Origin of the sequence: Phenylobacterium sp. 58.2.17 (genome assembly GCF_026411515.1) — a bacterium.
Classification (GTDB): domain Bacteria; phylum Pseudomonadota; class Alphaproteobacteria; order Caulobacterales; family Caulobacteraceae; genus Phenylobacterium.
The window spans coordinates 34,385-54,416 of record NZ_JAPMTQ010000011.1; the positions used below are offsets into that span (position 1 = coordinate 34,385).

The 20,032-nt window shown below is 68.7% G+C and carries 16 protein-coding genes and 1 riboswitch; of the genes, 8 read left to right on the forward strand and 8 right to left on the reverse strand.

From position 1 onward, the window contains the following. Nucleotides 1–230: 230 nt before the first annotated feature. Both OUA97_RS09800 and OUA97_RS09805 read left to right on the forward strand, forming a co-directional pair. Nucleotides 231–1,421: an OmpA family protein gene (locus OUA97_RS09800; protein ID WP_267231712.1), complete on the forward strand. Its 1,191-nt coding sequence runs from the start codon at nt 231–233 to the stop codon at nt 1,419–1,421. A 152-nt stretch (nt 1,422–1,573) separates the two neighbouring features. Then, nucleotides 1,574–3,358, forward strand: coding sequence for an SLC13 family permease (locus OUA97_RS09805; protein ID WP_267231713.1), 1,785 nt, complete (start codon nt 1,574–1,576; stop codon nt 3,356–3,358). Here the strand turns inward: OUA97_RS09805 and OUA97_RS09810 are convergent. Beyond that, entirely contained in the window at nt 3,355–3,912 is a 558-nt protein-coding gene (locus OUA97_RS09810; RefSeq protein ID WP_267231714.1) for a TMEM165/GDT1 family protein, read from the reverse strand. The two genes, OUA97_RS09805 and OUA97_RS09810, sit on opposite strands and share 4 nt — an antisense overlap. 79 nt (nt 3,913–3,991) lie before the next feature. Next, nucleotides 3,992–4,139: riboswitch (yybP-ykoY riboswitch) on the reverse strand. A 325-nt stretch (nt 4,140–4,464) separates the two neighbouring features. Between OUA97_RS09810 and OUA97_RS09815 the strand changes: the two genes are divergently transcribed. The 3 genes from OUA97_RS09815 (at nt 4,465) to OUA97_RS09825 (ending at nt 7,905) form a co-directional block, all read left to right on the forward strand. Continuing rightward, entirely contained in the window at nt 4,465–6,330 is a 1,866-nt protein-coding gene (locus OUA97_RS09815) for a ribonucleoside-diphosphate reductase subunit alpha (protein ID WP_267231715.1), read from the forward strand. 317 nt (nt 6,331–6,647) lie between these two features. Beyond that, nucleotides 6,648–7,484, forward strand: coding sequence for a lipid A-modifier LpxR family protein (locus tag OUA97_RS09820; protein WP_267231716.1), 837 nt, complete (start codon nt 6,648–6,650; stop codon nt 7,482–7,484). Nucleotides 7,485–7,659: 175 nt separating this feature from the next. Beyond that, nucleotides 7,660–7,905, forward strand: coding sequence for a DUF2798 domain-containing protein (locus tag OUA97_RS09825; protein WP_267231717.1), 246 nt, complete (start codon nt 7,660–7,662; stop codon nt 7,903–7,905). Nucleotides 7,906–7,926: 21 nt separating this feature from the next. On the opposite strand, the gene OUA97_RS09830 is transcribed toward OUA97_RS09825, so the two are convergent. After that, the gene (locus tag OUA97_RS09830; protein WP_267231718.1) at nt 7,927–8,580 is read right to left on the reverse strand and encodes a glutathione S-transferase family protein; all 654 of its coding nucleotides are present in this window, start codon (nt 8,578–8,580) and stop codon (nt 7,927–7,929) included. A gap of 132 nt (nt 8,581–8,712) precedes the next feature. Between OUA97_RS09830 and OUA97_RS09835 the strand changes: the two genes are divergently transcribed. Further along, entirely contained in the window at nt 8,713–9,741 is a 1,029-nt protein-coding gene (locus OUA97_RS09835; RefSeq protein ID WP_416362423.1) for a ribonucleotide-diphosphate reductase subunit beta, read from the forward strand. 137 nt (nt 9,742–9,878) lie between these two features. On the opposite strand, the gene OUA97_RS09840 is transcribed toward OUA97_RS09835, so the two are convergent. Further along, nucleotides 9,879–10,478 (reverse strand): class I SAM-dependent methyltransferase, encoded by a 600-nt coding sequence (locus tag OUA97_RS09840; RefSeq protein ID WP_267231720.1) that lies wholly within the window; start codon nt 10,476–10,478, stop codon nt 9,879–9,881. Nucleotides 10,479–10,554: 76 nt separating this feature from the next. On the opposite strand from OUA97_RS09840, the gene OUA97_RS09845 reads away from it, so the two are divergent. Continuing rightward, entirely contained in the window at nt 10,555–11,349 is a 795-nt protein-coding gene (locus OUA97_RS09845; RefSeq protein ID WP_267231721.1) for an enoyl-CoA hydratase/isomerase family protein, read from the forward strand. 55 nt (nt 11,350–11,404) lie between these two features. Here the strand turns inward: OUA97_RS09845 and htpX are convergent, their stop codons facing one another. The 4 genes from htpX to OUA97_RS09865 form a co-directional block, all read right to left on the reverse strand. Further along, nucleotides 11,405–12,379 carry a zinc metalloprotease HtpX gene (htpX, locus tag OUA97_RS09850; RefSeq protein WP_267231722.1) on the reverse strand — a complete coding sequence of 325 codons (975 nt, stop codon included), beginning with the start codon at nt 12,377–12,379 and terminating at the stop codon, nt 11,405–11,407. A gap of 67 nt (nt 12,380–12,446) precedes the next feature. Then, nucleotides 12,447–13,274, reverse strand: coding sequence for an alpha/beta fold hydrolase (locus tag OUA97_RS09855; protein ID WP_267231723.1), 828 nt, complete (start codon nt 13,272–13,274; stop codon nt 12,447–12,449). 116 nt (nt 13,275–13,390) lie between these two features. Then, nucleotides 13,391–14,869 (reverse strand): putative bifunctional diguanylate cyclase/phosphodiesterase, encoded by a 1,479-nt coding sequence (locus OUA97_RS09860; protein ID WP_267231724.1) that lies wholly within the window; start codon nt 14,867–14,869, stop codon nt 13,391–13,393. 190 nt (nt 14,870–15,059) lie between these two features. Then, a complete protein-coding gene (locus OUA97_RS09865) occupies nt 15,060–16,310 on the reverse strand; it encodes a dicarboxylate/amino acid:cation symporter (protein WP_267231725.1) in 1,251 nt (416 codons plus the stop codon). A gap of 123 nt (nt 16,311–16,433) precedes the next feature. Between OUA97_RS09865 and OUA97_RS09870 the strand changes: the two genes are divergently transcribed. Continuing rightward, complete coding sequence (locus OUA97_RS09870) at nt 16,434–17,882, forward strand: AMP nucleosidase (RefSeq protein WP_267231726.1); 1,449 nt, start codon at nt 16,434–16,436, stop codon at nt 17,880–17,882. 77 nt (nt 17,883–17,959) lie between these two features. On the opposite strand, the gene OUA97_RS09875 is transcribed toward OUA97_RS09870, so the two are convergent. After that, nucleotides 17,960–19,987 carry a TonB-dependent receptor domain-containing protein gene (locus tag OUA97_RS09875; RefSeq protein WP_267231727.1) on the reverse strand — a complete coding sequence of 676 codons (2,028 nt, stop codon included), beginning with the start codon at nt 19,985–19,987 and terminating at the stop codon, nt 17,960–17,962. Nucleotides 19,988–20,032 lie beyond the last annotated feature (45 nt).

A 20,032-nucleotide genomic window follows, 5' to 3' on the forward strand; every position in this document is an offset into this window, starting at 1 on the left:
GGCGTCGTGATGTAGCCCAGGCGCATCGTTGACGACCGAACGAGGGATGTGTCTCTCGCCCCGAAGTTGATCGCCTAGGGGAAGATTGTGTAACGTCCTGGGGTTGGATTTGAGAGGCGCCGGCGAATTGGCGAAGGTGTTGCTCTAGCGACACTTTCGTAATGGTTGGGCCTTGATATAACAGCGCTGGGTCATTTGGCCGCAGCAGAGGGCAAGAGAGGGCTCTGAATATGAAATTCAAACTCCTAGCGGGGGCCGCCCTGGCTGCGGTGTTCGCCGCGTCGGGTGCTTCGGCGCAAGAAGTTGGTTGGTATGGCGCCGTCGACCTCGGCTATCACTGGCCGGACGGCATCGACGGTGAATCGTCGAACAACGCCGCTGGCGGTTCGCCCTACAACTGGACCTTCAACCAGGAAGAAGACTGGACCGGCTTCGCCCGTCTCGGCTACCAGCTGAACGAGCATTGGCGCGTCGAACTCGAAGGCGGCTACCGTCCGGGCGACATCGAGTCGATCCGCGGTGGTTCGAACAACTCGATCCTCGGCCTCTGCACCCCGGGCGTGGTCCGCTCGGCCGCCGCCCCGAACTGCGGCGCGGCCTCGGGCGACATCACGTCGTGGACCCTGATGGGCAACGTGATCTATGACATCGCCCCCGGCGCGGTCATCAATCCGTTCGTCGGCGCCGGTATCGGTATCAACCACGTGACCGTCGACGCCGTCGGCCAGTTCTCGTCGGTGACCGGTGCGTTCAGCGCCGCCAACCCGTCGATCCAGAACCTGACCATCGACGACGACGACACCGCCCTGGCCTGGCAGCTGATCGCTGGTCTGGCCTGGCGCGCGACCGACCGTCTGAACGTCGACCTGACCTACCGCTACCTGGGCGGCACGGACCTCGACTTCGCGTCGACCGGTTCGCACGCTCTGCAGCCGGGCGTCTTTACGGGCGAATACAACGACCAGTCGGTGACCGTCGGCCTGCGCTACTCGTTCGCGCCGCCGCCGCCCCCGCCGCCGCCCCCGCCGCCCCCGCCGCCGCCTCCCCCGCCGCCTCCGCCTCCGCCGCCGCCTCCGCCGGCGTATGAGGCCAAGCAGTTCATCGTCTACTTCCCGTTCGATCAGTACGTGCTGACGCCGGAAGCCCAGACGGTGATCCAGGAAGCTGCGACCTACGCGACCAGCGGCAACGCGACCCGCGTGATCGTGGTCGGCCACACCGACACCTCGGGTTCGGCTGCGTACAACGTCCGCCTGTCGGAACGTCGTGCGAAGGCCACCGCCGACGCCCTCGTGGGCCTGGGCGTGAACCAAGGCGCGCTGCAAGTGGATTGGAAGGGCGAAACCCAACTCGCCGTCCCGACCGCCGACGGCGTGAAGGAACCGCTGAACCGCCGCTCGACGATCGACATCAACTTCTAAGTCGATCTCGGCGATCAGCCGATCTAGCGGAGAGCCCGGCCGAAAGGCCGGGCTCTTTTGCTTTGGGCCCCTTGATTTGCGGAAGGGCGCAGCCTTCGCCGCCGTGCGGCGTTGTCCAAGCTCCGCCGCAGAGGGCGGGGCAGGTAGCGACGATGACGCTCGACCAGGGACTGGCCTTCGGACTCGTCGCGCTGACCATCGGCGCCTTCATCTGGGGGCGCTTCCGCTATGACGTCATCGCGATTTGCGCGCTGCTGGCCGGCGTGGCGATCGGCGTGGTCCCGGCCAAGAGCGCTTTCGACGGCTTCTCCAACGACATCACGGTGATCATCGCCGCGGCCCTGGTGGTCAGCGCCGCCTTCGCCAAGTCCGGCATCGTCGAGGCGGCGCTGCGCCCGCTGATCCCGCGGCTGAAGACCGAGCGCAGCCAGGTCCCGGTGCTCACCGCGGCGGTGACGATCCTCTCGACCGCCACCAAGAACGTCGGCGCCCTGGCCATCCTGATGCCGGTGGCGCTGCAGCTCTCGCGCCGCACCGGATCCTCACCCTCGCGACTGCTGATGCCGATGGCGTTCGGGGCGATGCTCGGCGGCATCGTCACCCTGGTCGGCACCGCGCCCAACATCATCGTCTCGCAGGTCCGCGAGGAACTGCTCGGCAAGCCGTTCGGCATGTACGACTATGCGCCGGTCGGCCTGGCGCTGGCGGCGATCGGCTTTGTGTTTCTGGCCTTCGCCTACCGCATCCTGCCCAAGGATCGCGCGCCGGCCGTCAACCTCGAGGAGGCCCTGGCCGCCAACGCCTACCTCACCGAGGTCGAGGCTCCCGAGGACTGGCCCCTGGCGGGCCTGCGGATCGGCGCGTTGCACGATCTGGCCGGCGGCGAGGCGCGGGTGATGATGCTGCTCAGCGGCGGCCGTCGCCGCCCCCGGCCGCATCCCAACACCAAGGTCCGCCCCGGCGACGTGCTCCTGCTGCAGGGCGAGCCCCAGCCCCTCGACGAGCTGATCAACCGCGGCAAGCTGCGGCTGACCCGTTCCGACCGACCGGTCGCGATGGAGGAGCCGACCGACGAGGTCCGCGTCGTCGAGGCGGTGGTCGGCGGCGAATCGGAACTGATCGGCCGCTCGGCCCAGCAGTCGGACCTCTACGGCCGGCAGGGCGTGAACCTGTTGGCGGTCAGCCGCTCCGGTTTCGACCTCAAGCAGCGGCCCGGCCGCATCCGCCTGCGCGCCGGCGACATCATCGTGCTGCAGGGTTCGGAGCGCACGCTGCCCGCCGCCCTGGCTGCGCTCGGCCTGCTGCCGTTGGCCGAGCGCGAGGTGCGGCTCGGCGGCATCCGCCACGTGCTCGCCCCGGCGGTGATCCTGGCGGCGGCCATGGTGCTGGTCGCCTTCCAGGTCGTCCCCGTAGCCATCGCCTTCTTCGGGGCGGCGGTGGCGATGATCGTCGTCGGCGCCCTGCGCATGCGTGAGGCCTACGCCGCCGTCGACGGGCCGCTGATCGTGCTGATCGCTGCGATGATCCCGGTCTCGGAGGCGATCTCTACGACCGGCGGGGCCGAACTGATCGGCGGCTGGCTCTCCAGCGTGTTTCGCGGCCAGTCGCCGATGATCGCCCTGGTGTCGATCATGGCCGTGGCCATGGCCGCTACGCCGTTCCTCAACAACGCCGCGACCGTGCTGATCGTCGCGCCGGTCGGGGCCAGCATGGCTCGCCAGTTGGGGCTCAATCCCGACCCGTTCCTGATGGCGGTGGCGGTCGGCGCGGCGTCGGACTTCCTCACGCCCATCGGCCACCAGTGCAACACCCTGGTGATGGGGCCGGGCGGCTACCGATTCGCCGACTATCCCCGTCTGGGCGCGCCCCTGACCTTGCTGGTGCTGGTCCTGGGCGCGCCGCTGATCGCCTGGTTCTGGCCGCTGACCGCGGGTTAGCTCGCGACCAGGATCCAGACCCCGATCGCCGCGAAGGACGCCGCCGCGGCCCAGCGGATGTACTTGAGCGGCAGGCGGGTGGCCGCGGCCTCGCCGATCAGCACCGCCGGCACGTTGGCGATCATCATGCCCAGCGTGGTGCCCGCCGCGACCACCAGCACCTGGTGGAACTTCGCCGCCAGGGCGACGGTCGCGACCTGGGTCTTATCGCCCATTTCCACGAAGAAGAACGCCACCAGGGTGGTCAGGAACACGCCGGCCCGGTCCTTGGGCTTGTCGCTCTCCTCGAACGTGTCGGGAATCAGCGCCCAGACGCCGAAGCCGATGAAGGCCAGGCCCAGCACCCACTTCATCCACGGGCCGCTCAGCAGTGCGGCGGCCGCGACCCCGACCCAGGCGGCCAGGGCGTGGTTGGCGATGGTGGCGACGAGGATGCCGAGAATGATCGGCGCGGGTTTTCGGAATCGCGCGGCCAGCAACAGGGCCAGCAGCTGGGTCTTGTCGCCGATTTCGGCGACGGCCACGAGGCCGGTCGAGACGAGGAAGGCTTCCATAGAGAACAAGCGTCCTGGCGGGGTCGAGGCATACCAATGGCCTTCCGCGCCGCCGACCCCGCATGGACCGACGCACGAAAGCCAAAGGTCTCGCCAAGCGCCCGACCGCCGAAGCGACTCAAGGCCTTTGCCGAACACGCCATGCTTCGAACCCTCAAGGTCCTCGGCAAGTCTGTTGACGTGTCCCCCGCTGGAGCTGCGGGCGGCTACTCCCCAGTGACGGACGTGTGGATAGGGTGGTGGCGCCGGGTGGGCAAGTGCGAACGACTCGCGATCAAACCACCCCCAGAATTCACAGTCGCGTGAGCGCGGCCTTTGTCCGGGCGCGGAGCGCCTGTGGAAAACTCAAGCCCGCCAAGCCCTGGCGTTAAAGGTAAATGAGGCGTTAACGAAATTCTCGTGGGGATGACCGCTCCAGACCGTTGACGAGTCATTAGCCTTCATGGCCCCATATGGAGCGTATCGGGGGCGGGGCAGCCACTAGATATAGCGGTGACGACGGCCGGGCGGTGTCCCGGAGGCAAAGCATCTGATAGTTATGGGTTTTGGGGCATGAGCAGCGGCGAAGCGGTGATGCGGACGGTTTCGGAAGCGACCCAGACGGCCCCGGACCGGGCTGAACGGCCTGCGCTCCAGCTCGTCCGGAAGGTGGAGGTCGATCGCTCGCGCGACGCCCTGCTGACCGAGTTCGGCAAGACCACCCTCGAGGACCGCTACCTGCTGGCCGGCGAGAGCTACCAGGACATGTTCGCCCGCGTGGCGACGGCCTACGCCGACGACGCCGAGCACGCCCAGCGCGTCTACGACTACATCTCGAACCTCTGGTTCATGCCGGCCACCCCGGTGCTCTCGAATGGCGGCGCCGGTCGCGGCCTGCCGATCTCCTGCTTCCTGAACGCGGTCGGCGATTCGCTCGACGGCATCCAGAGCGTCTGGAACGAGAACGTCGCGCTCGCCTCCAACGGCGGCGGCATCGGCACCTACTGGGGCGGCGTCCGTTCGATCGGCGAGAAGGTCAAGGGCGCGGGCCAGACCAGCGGCATCATCCCCTTCATCCGGGTGATGGACTCGCTGACCCTGGCGATTTCGCAAGGCTCGCTGCGCCGCGGCTCGGCCGCGGTCTATCTCGACATCCACCACCCGGAGATCGAGGAGTTCCTTGAGATCCGCAAGCCGTCGGGCGACTTCAACCGCAAGTCCCTGAACCTGCACCACGGCATCAACATCACCGACGAGTTCATGGAGGCCGTCCGCGAGGGCGCCATGTTCGGCCTGCGTTCGCCGAAGAACCAGGAAGTCCTGCGCGAAGTCGACGCCCGCTCGCTGTGGCAGAAGATCCTCGAGATCCGCCTGCAGACCGGCGAGCCCTACCTGATCTTCTCCGACACCGTGAATCGCTCGATGCCGCAGCATCAGCGCGACCTCGGCCTGTCGGTGCGCCAGTCGAACCTGTGCTCGGAGATCATGCTCCACACCGGGACCGACCACCTGGGCCATGAGCGGACCGCGGTCTGCTGCCTGTCCTCGGTCAACGCCGAGAAGTTCATGGAGTGGCGCGACCACCCGACCTTCATCGAGGACGTCATGCGTTTCCTCGACAACGTGCTGGAGGACTTCATCCGCAGCGCGCCGCCTGAAATGAAGAACGCGGTCTACGCCGCCCGGCGCGAGCGTTCGGTCGGCCTCGGCCTGATGGGCTTCCACTCCTTCCTGCAGATGCAGAACGTGCCGTTCGAGAGCGCCCTGGCCAAGAGCTGGAACATGCGCCTGTTCAAGCACCTGCGCCGCCAGTGCGACGCGGCCTCGCGCAAGCTCGCCGCCGAACGCGGCGCCTGCCCGGACGCGGCCGAGAAGGGCGTGATGGAGCGCTTCAGCCACAAGCTGGCCATCGCCCCGACCGCCTCGATCTCGATCATCTGCGGCGGCACCTCGGCGGGCATCGAGCCGATCCCGGCCAACATCTACACCCACAAGACCCTGTCGGGCTCGTTCGCGGTCAAGAACCCCTACCTGGAGCGCCTGCTCGACGAGAAGGGCAAGAACACCTCGCAGGTCTGGGACTCGATCCTGGAGAACGAAGGCTCGGTCCAGCACCTCGACTTCCTGACCCAGGACGAGAAGGACGTGTTCAAGACCGCCTTCGAACTGGACCAGCGCTGGGTCATCGAACTGGCCGCCGACCGCACCCCGGACATCTGCCAGTCGCAGTCGGTCAACGTCTTCCTGCCGGGCGACGTCGACAAGTGGGACCTGCACATGCTGCACTGGCAGGCCTGGGAGCGCGGCTGCAAGTCGCTCTACTACCTGCGCTCCAAGTCGGTGCAGCGCGCGGCCCACGCGGGCGGCGAGGGTGCGGCCATGATCATCGACGCACCGTCCGAGCGCACCGACTACGAGGAATGCCTGGCCTGCCAGTAGGCGCCGGCTTCTAACCGCCGCCCTCCGGCGGCGGAGATTCTCAAAGACCTGAGTCGAGGGACCTTCGCGCCCCTCGATGGCTGTCCGGACGGCGCCCGCGCTACGTCGCCTGTTCGCGTCGGCGCGCGCAAATTGCGCGCATTTTCCCTGTTTTGTCCCAGTCTGGCGCAGTTCCGCGCCCAGGGGCGCGCCACCTCAGGTGTAAACCCTATGTGACGCAGGGCAGAGGAACGGATTTCCCGTTGGCGTCATTCCATCATCATGGAAGGGTGCTTGTTGAGCCGCACGCTCAACGATGCGGTACGGGAGATTTGCTGATGAGGCTGTTGGCTGGGCTGGCCATCGCCTTGAGTTTTGGCGCTGCGACGGAGGGCGCGGCCCAAGTCCCGAGGCCTGGCGGTGACGCGGACCGGAGCGGCGCGGCCTTCGCGCCGGACAAGGCGCCGAAGATACGTCAGGACGACTTCGCCAACCTCATCGAGCGCGAGCAGTTCGCCGCCGACGGCGCCCAGGTCCGCTGGACCACCAACAACTTCCAACTCGGCAAGACCGCCCGTGGCTCGGTCGACACCATGCGGCTCAGCGTCGGCGGCGCCGAGCGCTCGCCCAGCGGCCTGCCGGCCAACATCGACACGCGCGCCGCTCAGTTCGACGCCGACGCCTACGAAATCGCTGTCACCCGCGACTGGGCGCCGGTGCGCTTCGGGGCCGGCGAACTCGACGTGGCTGTCACCCCGCACACCGGCGTCGGCCTCTCCAACAGCGGCGGCCAGGCCGAGGCCGGCGCCACCCTGACCGTCGCCCAGAAGCGCGACGGCGAAGTCGAGGACCGCCTCAACGACCTCGGGGTCCGCGACGGCAAGGCCTATGGCGACCAGGGCCGCTGGTACCTGTTCGCCGCCGCCAGCGGCCGCGCGGTCGGGCTCAACGTGCTGCGCAACGCCAACGGCTGGGACGGCCAGGGCTGGACCACCGACCCCTCCAGCGCCCTGGTCGGCGACGCCCATGTCGGCGTGGCTTACCGCAAGGGCGCGATGCAGACCTCGTTCGGCTACATCCACCGCGAGGTGAAGGGCGAGCACATGGTCTTCAATCAGGAGACCAAGGAGGACTCGGTCCTGGCCTTCACCTTCTCGATCAAGCCTCAGAAGTGACGCAGCCGATCCGACTTGAGATATATCTGAATATCGCTATGACGGGGGTCGCAGCGCGTCCCGTGCTTCCGTAAGCGTTTACGTCAGCCAACGCATCCACCCTGCCCGCCCGGGCGAGGGATCAGGTCCGGCCAGTCCGGATCGGATGCATCGCGCGGCGCTTACGGAGTTCCATATGCCTGCACTTCCCCGCCGGTTGCCCGCGCGTTTCGCCGGCGTCGTCATGCCCTTCGTGCTTTCCATTCTGATGACCTTCCTGGTCTCGGGGATCTCGACGCTCAAGAGCGTCGGCGCCACCCCGGCTATGCCCGCCGCCTGGATGGGCGCCTGGGCGGTCTCCTGGTTGGTCGCCTTTCCGGCCCTGCTGGTGCTGCTGCCGGTGGTCCGGCGCATCGTCGCCCTGATCGTCGAGCCGGCCTGACCGAGCGGGCGGGGAGGGCGCTCAGCCCTCCCACGCCCCCTCGAACGGCATCCGCCGGGCCCAGAACTCGGCCAGCCGTGGATCGGCGTCGACCCGGCGGACCACCGCCGTCAGCTTCGGGGCGGCCTGGTAGAAGACCTTGCGCCGCGGGGTCCAGCGCGACATCACCGCCACGTAGAGGTCGAGCACGCTGAGCGCGTCGCCCAGGATGTAGTCGCCCGGCGCGACCTGCTCGTCCATCATCCGCCAGCAGTCGGCTATGCGCTGGGCGGTCCGCTCAAGGATCACCTTTTCCGCCGCCGCGTCCGCCGCCAGCCGGCTGGGCTCGTCGCGCACCCAGAACATCGAATAGATCTGCGCCGGCAGGTAGCTCATCCAGCGCAGGAACTGCGCGCGCGCGGGCGCGTCCGGGGCGGGCGCAAGGCGGCCTTGCGGATGGCGGTCGGCCAGGTGGATCAGGATCGCCGCGCTCTCGGTCATCAGCTCGCCGCCGGGCAGGATCACCGCCGGCACCTGGCGCAGCCGGTTGACCTGGCCCACCGCGTCGGCCGCCGCCCGGCTGGCCCAAGGGGCGTTCTCGACCACCCGATAGGGCAGGCCCAGCAGGGTCAGCGTCGCTTCGACGGGCACGGAACCTGAACCGGCGGCCCCGTGGACGACATATTCAGCGCTCATGGTTCATCCCCGTGTTCCACAACATGTTGCGTGTAATGTGATGACCCAACCACAAGATATGCCCTTCCGCTGATGCCCGAACGGCGCCTAGATATGCTCCAACACCAGCCGTCAGATTCGAAAGCCGCACCCGTGACCGCGACGTCCGCTCAGCCCGGCCTGCTCACCCCGTCCTTCGCCTACAAGCCGTTCCGCTATCCGTGGGCCTATGACTTCTGGAAGAAGCAGCAGCAGGTCCACTGGATGCCCGAAGAGGTGCCGCTGGGCGAAGACCTCAAGGATTGGGCGGCCAAGCTCAACGACAAGGAGCGCAACCTCCTCACCCAGATCTTCCGGTTCTTCACCCAATCGGACGTCGAGGTGAACGACAACTACATGGAACGCTACAGCCGCGTCTTCAAACCCACCGAGGTGAAGATGATGCTGTCGGCCTTCTCCAACATGGAGACGATCCACATCGCCGCCTACGCCCTGCTGCTCGAGACGATCGGCATGCCCGATTCCGAGTTCACGGCGTTCCTCGACTACCAGGCGATGCGCGACAAGCACGACTACATGCAGAAGTTCGGCGTCGATTCGAACGCCGACATCGCCCGGACGCTCGCCATGTTCGGCGGCTTCACCGAGGGCCTGCAGCTGTTCGCCAGCTTCGCGATGCTGATGAACTTCCCGCGCCACAACAAGATGAAGGGCATGGGCCAGATCGTCTCGTGGTCGGTGCGCGACGAGAGCCTGCACTGCGAAGGCATCATCAAGCTCTACCACGCGTTCAACAAGGAGACCGGCGCGGTCACCAAGAGCGTCGGCGACGACATCGTCGACTGCTGCAAGACCGTGGTCGGCCTGGAAGACAAGTTCATCGACCTCGCCTTCGAGGCCGGCGAAATCCAGGGGATGACCCCCGAGGACATCAAGGCCTACATCCGCTTCATCGCCGACTGGCGCCTGCGCCAGCTGCATCTGCCGGAAGTCTACGGCGTGAAGGAAAATCCGCTGCCCTGGCTGCAGTCGATGCTCTCGGGCGTCGAGCACGCCAACTTCTTCGAGGCCCGCTCGACCGAGTACTCGAAGGCCGCGACCAAGGGGCAGTGGCACGGCGCCGACGGCGTCTGGTCGTCGTTCGACAACATGCTCGCCAAGCGCAGCGAGGCGGCGGAGTAGGTCTCAAGCGTCATCCCGGAAGCCGCATAGCGGCTGTCCGGGACCCATGAACACCTGATGCCTCAGGGCGCCAAAGCCTTCGGCTCGGCGAATGAGCCCCGATCTTGCTGCGCAAACCAGGATGACACGGTGCGGCGCTATCCCCGCACCGCATCCACGAACAGCCAGTCGCGCATCACCCCATCGAAGCCGCCGCCCTTGCCGGGGGTGATGGTCAGCGCCGCCCAGTCGCCGGCCGCGGCGTAGGCGGCCCGCAGCCGCGCCTCGTCGGGAAAATTGTAGTAGCGGCCCAGGCTGTCGCGCCCGCCGCCGTCGCCGGCCTTGAAGCCGGTGTGGAAGCGGCCGCCCGGCTTCAGCGCCCGGTGGATGCGGGCCAGCACGGCGGCCAGTCCGTCCTCGGGCACGTGCAGCAGGCAGGCGTTGGCCCAGACGCCGTCATAGGCGGCGGTCTCGTCCAGCTCCTCGAACCGCATCACCCGCACCGGCCGTCCCAGCCGCGCCTCCGCCTCTGCGGCCAGGCCCGCCGAGCCGTCCGTGGGGGTGACCTCGAAGCCGGCGGTGGTCATCAGCTCGGCGTCCTGGCCGGCGCCGCAGCCCAGCTCCAGGATGCGCGCCCGCGGCCGCAGCTGTTCGAGAAAGGCCTGCAGCCGCACCGGCGCGCCCCGCTGGCGCGCGGCGTAGGCCGCCGCCTCGCGGTCATAGAAGGCCAGGGTGTCTGCGTCGTGCATCTGGGCCATGCCGTCCTCCCCTTAGGTCTGGCCACCACCTCCCACCGCGTCCATTGTCCCGTCAACGCAAAGAAACGGGGAAACCATGTCCAAGCTTGTCGAGGTGTCCGACGCCGGTCACGTCCGCACCATCCGCCTGAACCGTCCGGAGAAGAAGAACGCGCTCAGCCAGCAGCTGGCCTGGGGCGTGATCGAGGCGGTCGACGCCGCCGCCCGCGACGACAATGTCTGGGTCGTGGCCCTGACCGGCTCGGGCGACGCCTTCTGCGCCGGGCTCGACCTGTCGGGCTCCGAGCCCTACCACCCGGACTCGGCGATGACCGCCCAGCTCGACGACATCAGCTGGGTCGGCCAGTTCGTGCTCGCCCTGCGCAAGCGCTGCGACAAGCCGGTGGTCGGCGGGATCAACGGCGTGGCGGTGGGCGCGGGCCTAGGCCTGGCCATGGCCACCGACGTGCGCCTGGTCGCCTCCAGCGCGCGGCTGATGGCCGGCTATACCCGCATCGGCGGCTCGCCGGACGCCGGCCTGACCATCACCCTGCCGCAAGTCATGGGCTATGAGCGCGCCATGCGCTTCATGATGGAGAACCGCACGATCGTCGGCGCCGAGGCGCTCGACTGGGGCATGGCCGGCGAGGCGGTCGACGACGCGAATTTCCACGCCCGGCTGGCCGAGTACTGCGCCCAGCTCTGCGAGTGGTCGCCGATCACCCTGCGCCTGCTCAAGCGCGGCATCGTGAAGTCCTACGAGTCGATCGATATGGAGCAGCAGCTCCGCTACGAGGTCGCCAACATCGGCCGGGCCTTCCGCAGCGAGGACGGCCAGGAAGCCCGCCGCGCCTTCCTCGAAAAGCGCAAGCCGGTGTTCCAGGGGCGCTAGGGCATTGACCGCCAGGGCGGCGAAACCGGGCTGCTGGGGCCGTTAGCTTTGGGCCCTAGCTGTTCCAGGGTCCGCCCTGCGGCTTGCTCTGCTCGGTGGTCGGCACCGCGGTCGCGCCGCCGCCCCAGCGGCCGCCGCCGCTGACGATCGGGTCCTGCTGGCGCGGCGGGGCGCCGCGGCCGACGCCCATCTTCATCAGCGCCGCGACGCGGTTGCCGGTGGCCGGGTGGGTTGAGAACAGGTTGTCCGCCCCGCGGCCCGCCAGCGGGTTGATGATGAACATCTGGCCGGTGGCCGGATTGCGCTCGGCGGTGACGTTGACGATGCCGTGGGCGTAGGCCTCGATCTTCTGCAGCGCGCTGGCCAGGGCCTGCGGGTCGCCGCTGATCTCGGCGCCGTGCTTGTCGGCCTCGTATTCGCGGCCGCGGCTGATCGCCATCTGCACCAGGGCCGCGGCCATGGGCGCCAGCACCATCAGCGCGATGGTCCCGATGATCCCGCCCGGGCGCTCGCGGTCGTTGCCGCCGAAGAACAGCGCGAAGTTGGCCAGAGACGAGATCGCCCCCGCCAGGGTCGCGGTGATCGTCATGGTCAGGGTGTCGCGGTTCTTCACGTGCGCCAGCTCGTGGGCCATCACCCCGCGGATCTCGCGGCGGTCCAGCATGCGCAGCAGGCCGACGGTGGCGGCCACCGCGGCGTGCTCGGGATCGCGGCCGGTGGCGAAGGCGTTCGGCTGCTCGGTCTCCATCACATAGACCTTCGGGCGCGGCATGTTGGCCCGGTCGGCCAGCTCGTAGACGTCGTTGACGTAGTTGCGCAGCAGCGGCTCGGAGGTCGCCGGATCGACCTCGCGCGCGCCGTACATGCGCAGCACGATCTTGTCGGAATTCCAGTAGCTGAAGAAGTTCATCGCCACGCCGATGGCGAGCGCGACGGCCATGCCGGTCGCCCCGCCGATCAGGTAGCCGACGCCGACGAACAGGGCGGTCATGCCCGCCAGCAGCATGAAGGTGCGAAGGTGATTGTGCATGGGGCCGGATATGGGGGCGGGCAGGGCGGCGGCGCAAGGCTCGCCGCCCGCCCGTCGTCCAATTCGCTCAGGCCTCGATGAAGGCCAGCAGGTCCGGGTTGATGATTTCCGGATGAGTCGTGCACATGCCGTGCGGCAGGCCCGGATAGACCTTCAGCTCGCCCTTCCTGAGCAGCTTGATCGCCAGCAGCGCGGAATCGGCGATCGGCACGATCTGATCGTCGTCGCCGTGCATGACCAGCACCGGGACCTCGATCGCCCGCAGGTCCTCGGTGAAGTCGGTCTCCGAGAAGGCCTTGATGCACTCGTAGTGGGCGTTGGCGCCGCCCATCATCCCCTGGCGCCACCAGTTGTCGATCACGCCTTCCGACACCTTCGCCCCCGCCCGGTTGAAGCCGTAGAACGGCCCGGCCGGCACGTCGTGAAAGAACTGCGCGCGGTTGGCGACCAGGGCGGCGCGGAAGCCGTCGAACACTTCGATCGGCAGGCCGCCGGGGTTCTTGTCCGACTTGACCATGATCGGCGGCACCGCCCCGATCAGCACCGCCTTGCCGACCCGCCCGCCGCCGCCGTGGCGGGCGACATAGCGGGCGACCTCGCCGCCGCCGGTGGAGTGGCCGATGTGGACGGCGTCCTTCAGGTCCAGGTGCGCGGCCAGCGCCGCCATGTCGGCGGCGTAGGTGTCCATCTCGTGGCCGCCGGCGGTCTGGCTGGACCGGCCGTGCCCGCGGCGGTCGTGGGCGATCACCCGATAGCCCTTGGCCAGGAAGAACATCATCTGCGCGTCCCAGTCGTCGGCGCTCAGCGGCCAGCCGTGATGGAACACGAGGGGACGTCCTGCGCCCCAGTCCTTGTAGAAGATCTCGGCGCCGTCGGTGGTGGTGATGGTCGGCATGCTCGTTGCTCCGCTTGGATCGCCGCGCCGCCGGGCGCGGCGTCGGCATCACGTGGGCGGGGCGGAGGTTTGTCGAGTCGGGTCGGCGCCCTATCTGGCGCGATGCCGGTGATTGCCTAGAAGGCGACCGTGCGCAGGGTCGCGGCGGCGGCCATGATGCGGTCGGTGGGCGCCTCGGCGCCGGCCGCCTGGGCGCGCATCAGCGCCTCGCAGTCGTCGCCCGGCATCGGGCGGGCGAACAGGTAGCCCTGCATCCGGTCGGCGCCGGCGGCGCGCAGGAAGATGGCCTGGGCCTCGTCCTCCACCCCCTCGGCGACGATGCGGGCGTCCAGCGACTTGGCGGCGCCGAGCATGGCCCGGACCAGCTTGGAGACCCGCGGGTCGCGGCCGACCCCGCCGATCAGCGACTGGTCCAGCTTCACCGTATGGATCGGCAGCTGCAGCAGCGCGCGCAGGTTCGAATAGCCGGTGCCGAAGTCGTCCAGCGCAATGCGCACGCCGCGTGAGGCCAGTCGCTCGATATGGCGGCGCGCCAAGCTGAGGTCGTGGACCAGGAAGGTCTCGGTGATCTCGACGGTCAGGGCGGTGGCCGGCAGGTCGGTGTCGGCCAGCCGCGCGATCAGCTTGCGCGAAAAGGCCGGGTCCATCAGCTCGCGCTGCGAGACGTTGCACGAAATCGTGTCGATCATCCCCTCGGCGACCCAGGGGGCGGCGCGCTGGCAGGCCGACTGGAAGATCGCTCCGTCCAGCTCGGCGATCAGGCCCAGCTCCTCGGCCAGCGGCACGAACACGCCCGGCGGGATCATGCCGCGCTCGGCGTGGTTCCAGCGGGCCAGCACCTCGGCGGCGATGATCCGCCCGTCGGCGGCGTTCACCACAGGCTGGAACCAGGGAACGATGTGGCCGGCCGGGATCGCCCGGCGCAGCTCGGTCTCCAGGCTGTGGCGCGCTTCGGTGGCCTTGCGCAGGTCATCGTCGAAGGCCGACCAGCGGCTGCCGCCGGCGGTCTTGGCGCGATAGAGTGCAATGTCGGCGAACCGCTGCAGGTCGGCCGCGTCGGCTGCGTTGGTCGGATAGACGGCGAGCCCGACCGAGGCGCCCGGCGCGATCGCCCGGCCGTAGATCGTGTGGGTCTGGGTCAGGGCCGAAGTCAGCTCGGCGGCGCGGGCGGCGGCGTCGGCGCCCGCGGCGATCACCGCGAACTCGTCGCCGCCCAGGCGCGAGACCACGTCGCCTTCGCGCGCGGAGGCTTTCAGCCGGCGGCCGATCTCGACCAGCAGCTGGTCGCCGGCGTCATGGCCCAGGCTGTCGTTGAGGTTCTTGAAGCGGTCGAGGTCGATGACCAGCAGCGCCACCGGCTCGCCGCTGCGCTGGGCCTCCTCCAGACGCCCGACCAGGGCGGCGGTGAAGGCGCCGCGGTTCAACAGCCCGGTCAGGCTGTCGGTCCGCGCCAGGTGCATGGTGAGCGCGCGCTCGGTCTCCAGCTCCTCGATGCGCGCGGCCAGGCTGGCGGAGACCTGCCGCAGCTCTTGCCGGGCCTCGATGAGCAGGGCTTCGGCGTCGCGCGCCACAGGTGCGGGAATGGGAAGGGACATGGCGGATCAGGCCCCTGGACGCCGTCCGCGGGGGCCCTTGGAATCCGCCATGGATCCCAGGATCTCCGTCCAGACGATGCCCTTCATGTCGCCCCCTTCCGCGCGCCCTGAAAAATCAAGGTTACGCGTAATAGGCGGCAATCCCGGAATCGTCCGTTAACAGGCGCCGCAAAGGCGCCCGTCAGGGTGGTCAGGCGCGGGCGGTTTCGCCCTCGCCGGGTTCCTCGATCTGGTTCTCCCACTTGGCGACCACCGCGGCGGCCACCGAGTTGCCGACCACGTTGGTGGCGCTGCGGCCCATGTCGAGCAGGTGGTCGACGCCGAGGATCAGCAGCAGGCCGGCCTCCGGCAGGTCGAAGTAGGTCAGGGTGGCGGCGATCACCACGAGCGAGGCGCGCGGCACCCCGGCCATGCCCTTGGAGGTCACCATCAGCAGCAGCAGCATGGTGATCTGCTGGCCGATGGTCAGCTCGATGCCATAGGCCTGGGCGATGAACATCACCGCGAAGGTGCAGTACATCATCGAGCCGTCGAGGTTGAACGAGTAGCCCAGCGGCAGCACGAAGCTGGAGATCCGGCGCGACAGACCGAACTTCTGCAGTTCTTCCAGGGTCCGCGGATAGGCCGCTTCCGACGAGGCGGTGGCGAAGGCCAGCAGCGCCGGCTGGCGAATCTGGCCGAGCAGCTGCAGGGCGCGCTTGCCGACGATCAGGACGACCGCCAGGCTCAGCAGGGCCCACAGCACGCCGAGCGAGGCGTAGAAGCCGAGCACGAACTTAGCGTAGTCGACCAGCACGCCCAGGCCCTGGGTCGAGATGGTGGCCGCCAGGGCCGCGAAGATCGCCAGCGGCGCGGTCTTCATGACGTAGCCGGTGACCTTCAGCATGATGTTGGCGATCTGGTCGACCAGGGCGGTGACGGCCGGGGCCTTGTCGTCCAGCGCCGCGACGGCGGTGCCGACGAACACCGAGAACACCACGATCTGCAGGATCTCGTTGTTGGCCATCGCCTCGACGATCGACTTCGGCACCAGGTGGGTGACGAACTCCTTCAGGGTCAGCTTGCTGGCGTCGACCGCGCCGGCCGCGTGGCCTGCGCTGTCGACCAGGCCCATGCCGACGCCGGGCTGGATCAGATGCACCATGATCAGGCCGATGGTCAGCGAGACGATCGAGGCGGTGATGAACCAGGCCATGGTCTTGACGCCGACCCGGCCGATGGAGGCGGCGTCCTCCATGTGGGCGATCCCGGCCACCAGGGTCGAGAACACCAGCGGGGCGATGATCATCTTGATCAACCGCAGGAAGACGTCGGTGATGATGGTCAGGTTGTCGGCGACGGACTTGGCCTGTTCGGGGCTCAGCCCCTGGTTCACGCCCCAGCCTACGAGGACCCCTAGCACCATCGCCCCAACAATGAAGGCGGTGAAAAGTCTGTTCATGGCGGGTCCCCCGACGTCACTAGAGCAGGCCTTGTGGCCGACAATGGGGGCTTTCGTCCATAGGTTTGCAAAAGCGTGAAAGAGACGTCTCGCAACCTGCACAAGAGCAGGCTAAACTGACCCATGTTCAACGAAGAGAAAGCAGCCGCCATCGTCGAGCGGCTTAATACCGAATATCAGACGACCGTCGAAGCTCTGCGGAGCGCCCTGAAAACCTTCCTGGCCGGCGGCCCGCCGCCCAGTCCCGCGGCCCGCGCCGAAGGAATCTTCGCCTATCCGGAACTGCGGCTGACCTGGCCTCCGGGCCACAGCTATCCGCGCCTGTCGCGCGCCTACGCCCGACTGTCGCAGCCCGGCGCCTACTCGGTCACCGTGACCCGGCCGGACCTCTACCGCGACTATTTGACCGAGCAGATCAGCCTGCTGATGGCCGACTTCGAGGTCACCATCGACGTCGGGCGTTCGCGCCAGGAAATGCCGTTCCCCTACGTGCTGGACGGCGCCGTCGACCTGGCTATGGCCGATGTCGGCTCGGCCGAGATCGCCCGCCACTTCCCGACCACCGAGCTCGCCCACATCGGCGACGAGATCGCCGACGGCTTCTGGGACGCCAGCCTCGAGCCGACCCGGCCGCTGGCCCTGTTCGACGGCCTGCGCACCGACTTCTCGCTGGCTCGGCTGGCGCACTACACCGGCACCCCGGCCGAGCACGTGCAGCCCTACATCCTGTTCACCAACTACCACCGCTACGTGGACGAGTTCGTGCGCTGGGGCTGCCAGCAGATCGCCGAGGGCAAGTACGACGCCCTCTCGGCCGCCGGCCGCGTGCTGGTGACGGCGGAGACCGAGAACCCCGAGCAGGTGGTCGCCGACGGCGCCTGGCGGCGTCACCAGATGCCGGCCTACCACCTGATGGCCAAGGGCAAGCGCGGCCTGACCCTGGTCAACATCGGCGTCGGTCCGTCCAACGCCAAGACCATCACCGACCACCTGGCGGTGCTGCGGCCGCAGGCCTGGCTGATGATCGGCCACTGCGGCGGCCTGCGCGGCTCGCAGACCATCGGCGACTACGTCCTGGCCCACGCCTATCTGCGCGACGACCACGTGCTGGACGACGTGCTGCCGCCGGAAATCCCGATCCCGCCGATCGCCGAGATCCAGGTGGCGATGAACCGCGCCGCCGAGACCGTCACCGGCGAAAGCGGCGAGATGCTCAAGCGCCGGCTGCGCACCGGCACGGTGGTCACCACCGACGATCGCAACTGGGAGCTCCGCTTCTCGTCCTCGTCGCTGCGGTTCAATCAATCGCGCGCCGTGGCCATCGACATGGAGAGCGCCACCATCGCCGCCCAGGGCTACCGCTTCCGGGTGCCGTACGGGACGCTGCTCTGCGTGTCGGACAAGCCGCTGCACGGCGAGATCAAGCTCCCGGGCCAGGCCAACGCCTTCTACGAACGCGCCATCGGCCAGCACCTGCAGATCGGCATCGCCACCATGGACCTGCTGCGCGAGGAAGGCCCCCGGGTCCACTCGCGCAAGCTCCGCAGCTTCGACGAGCCGCCGTTCCGGTAGGTTCTTTTCCGCCCCCATCCTGATGAGGGCGGGGGACCGCCCGGCGGACGGTCCCCCGCTTCAGGAGAGGAAAGGACCTAGAACCGCGTCCGCAGCCCGACCGCGAAGTTGCGGCCGCGCAGCGGGGCGGCGTCGGCGATGAACGAGGCGTGGTTCAGCGCCTGCTCGTCCAGCAGGTTGGTCCCGCGCACGAACACTTGGCTGGCGAAGCCGCCGGCCGTGAAGTCGTAGGCCAGCGTGCCGTTGACCATGTCGTAGCCCGGCGTCTTCGTCTCGAAGTCGGCGACGGCGTCCTGCTCGAAGACCCGGACATATTCGAGGTTCCCCGACCAGTCGCCGCGGGCGACGTCGCCCCGCACCCCCAGCCGCCCCGCCGGGATGCGCGGCAGGTCGCCGCCCTCGTCGAATTCGGCGCGCACATAGTCGCCGAACACGCTCGCCGACAGGCCCGGCGCGAAGGCGTGGCGCACCTCGCCCTCGACCCCGGTGAAGGTGGCGTCGGCCTGGCTGTAGCGGATCAGGCGGAAGTCCTCGAACTGGTCCAGGGTGCGGGCGAAGATGTAGCCGTCATAAGCGTAGCGATAGGCGCTGGCCGAGAAGGTCGTCGCCCCGCCGGTCTTCTTCAGGCTCAGCTCGACCGAGTTGGCGGTCTCAACGTCCAGGGTCGGGGTCCCGATCTCGTAGGTGTTGGTCGCCAGGTGGACGCCGCGGGCATACAGCTCCTGGGCGCTCGGCGCGCGCTGCGAGCGGGCGACCGACAGGCTGACCGCATAGTCCGGCGCGAACCGCCAGGTCGCCGCCGCCGAGGCCGAGAACGGGCTGTGGTCGGTGTCGATGCGGCCTTGGGCGCGGGCGTCCTGCCACTCCTGGCGCAGGGCCCCCTCGAACCGCCAATCACCGAGCTCCAGCTCCTCGAGCACGAAGATCGCCGAGTTGGTCGTCCGGCTCTTGGGAATGAACGACTCCGCGCCGACCGCCGCGAAGTCGCTGCGCGCGGTCTGCACCCCGACCACCCCGCGCAGGGCGCCGATCGGCGCATGCTGCGCTTCGATCCGCGCGTCATAGCCCTTGTTGGTGAAGGTGGTCGCCACCACCCCGTCGTCGATCTCGTCGTGGGCGTAGTCGGTGTAGCCGCCGCGCAGGCGGATGCGCTCGATCCCGGCCAGCGGATCGCGCAGCTCGCCGCGCAGGTCGACCCGCTTGCTCTTCAGCTCGACGATCGGCGCGCCGTGGTCGTGCTCGTGGTCATGGTCGTGATCATGGTCGCCATGGTCGTGGCCGCCGCAGTGCAGGCTCGACCCGTGCGGGTGGCAGTCCTCGTATTCGTGGCTGTGACCGGGCAGGCCGTAGGTGCTGCGCTGGTCGGTATAGGCCGCGCCCAGATAGCCCCGGCTTCCGACCCACGAGAGGCCCAGGCTCGCGGTCCGGCTGCGGTTGAACGAGCCGTCCAGCGTGTCCTCGGGCCAGTCCGGGACCTCGTAGTCGTCGGCCCGGCGGCCGGCCGCCTCCAGCCGGATCGCGAAATTGCCGGTCCCGCCGGTCACCCCGACCACCCCGGCCCGCTCGTTGTCGGCCGAGCCGAGCCGCACCTCGGCGACGCCCTCGAAGCCGTCGTCCGGAATGGCGGTCGGGATCTTCTTGTCGATCAGGTTGACCGCTCCGCCGATCGCCCCACCGCCATAGAGCAGGGCGCTCGGCCCGCGCAGGATCTCGATGCCCTCCAGCAGCAGCGGCTCGCCCGACACCGCGTGGTCCGGGGACACTTCCGAGGCGTCCATGATCGCCGCGCCGTCGGTCAGCACCTTCACCCGTGGCGCGGTCTGGCCGCGGATCACCGGCCGGCTCGCCCCGCCGCCGAAGGTGTCGGAGTTCACGCCCGGCAGGCCGGTCAGGGTCTCGCCCAGCGTCGACTGCCGGCGATGGTCGAGGTCCTGGCCGCGCACCACGGCCACGCTCGAGATCACCTCCCGGTCGGAGCGGCCCAGCGGGTCGCCGGTGACGACGATCTCGCCGATTTCCATGCCTGGCCCGGATTGGTCGGCCCAGGCCGCGGTGGCGGTCGCCGACAGGCTGGCGGCGGCGAGCAGGACAGTTCGAAGTTGCATTTTACGGGACCCCGGCACATGACTGAAGTCTCGCTCATTATGTTA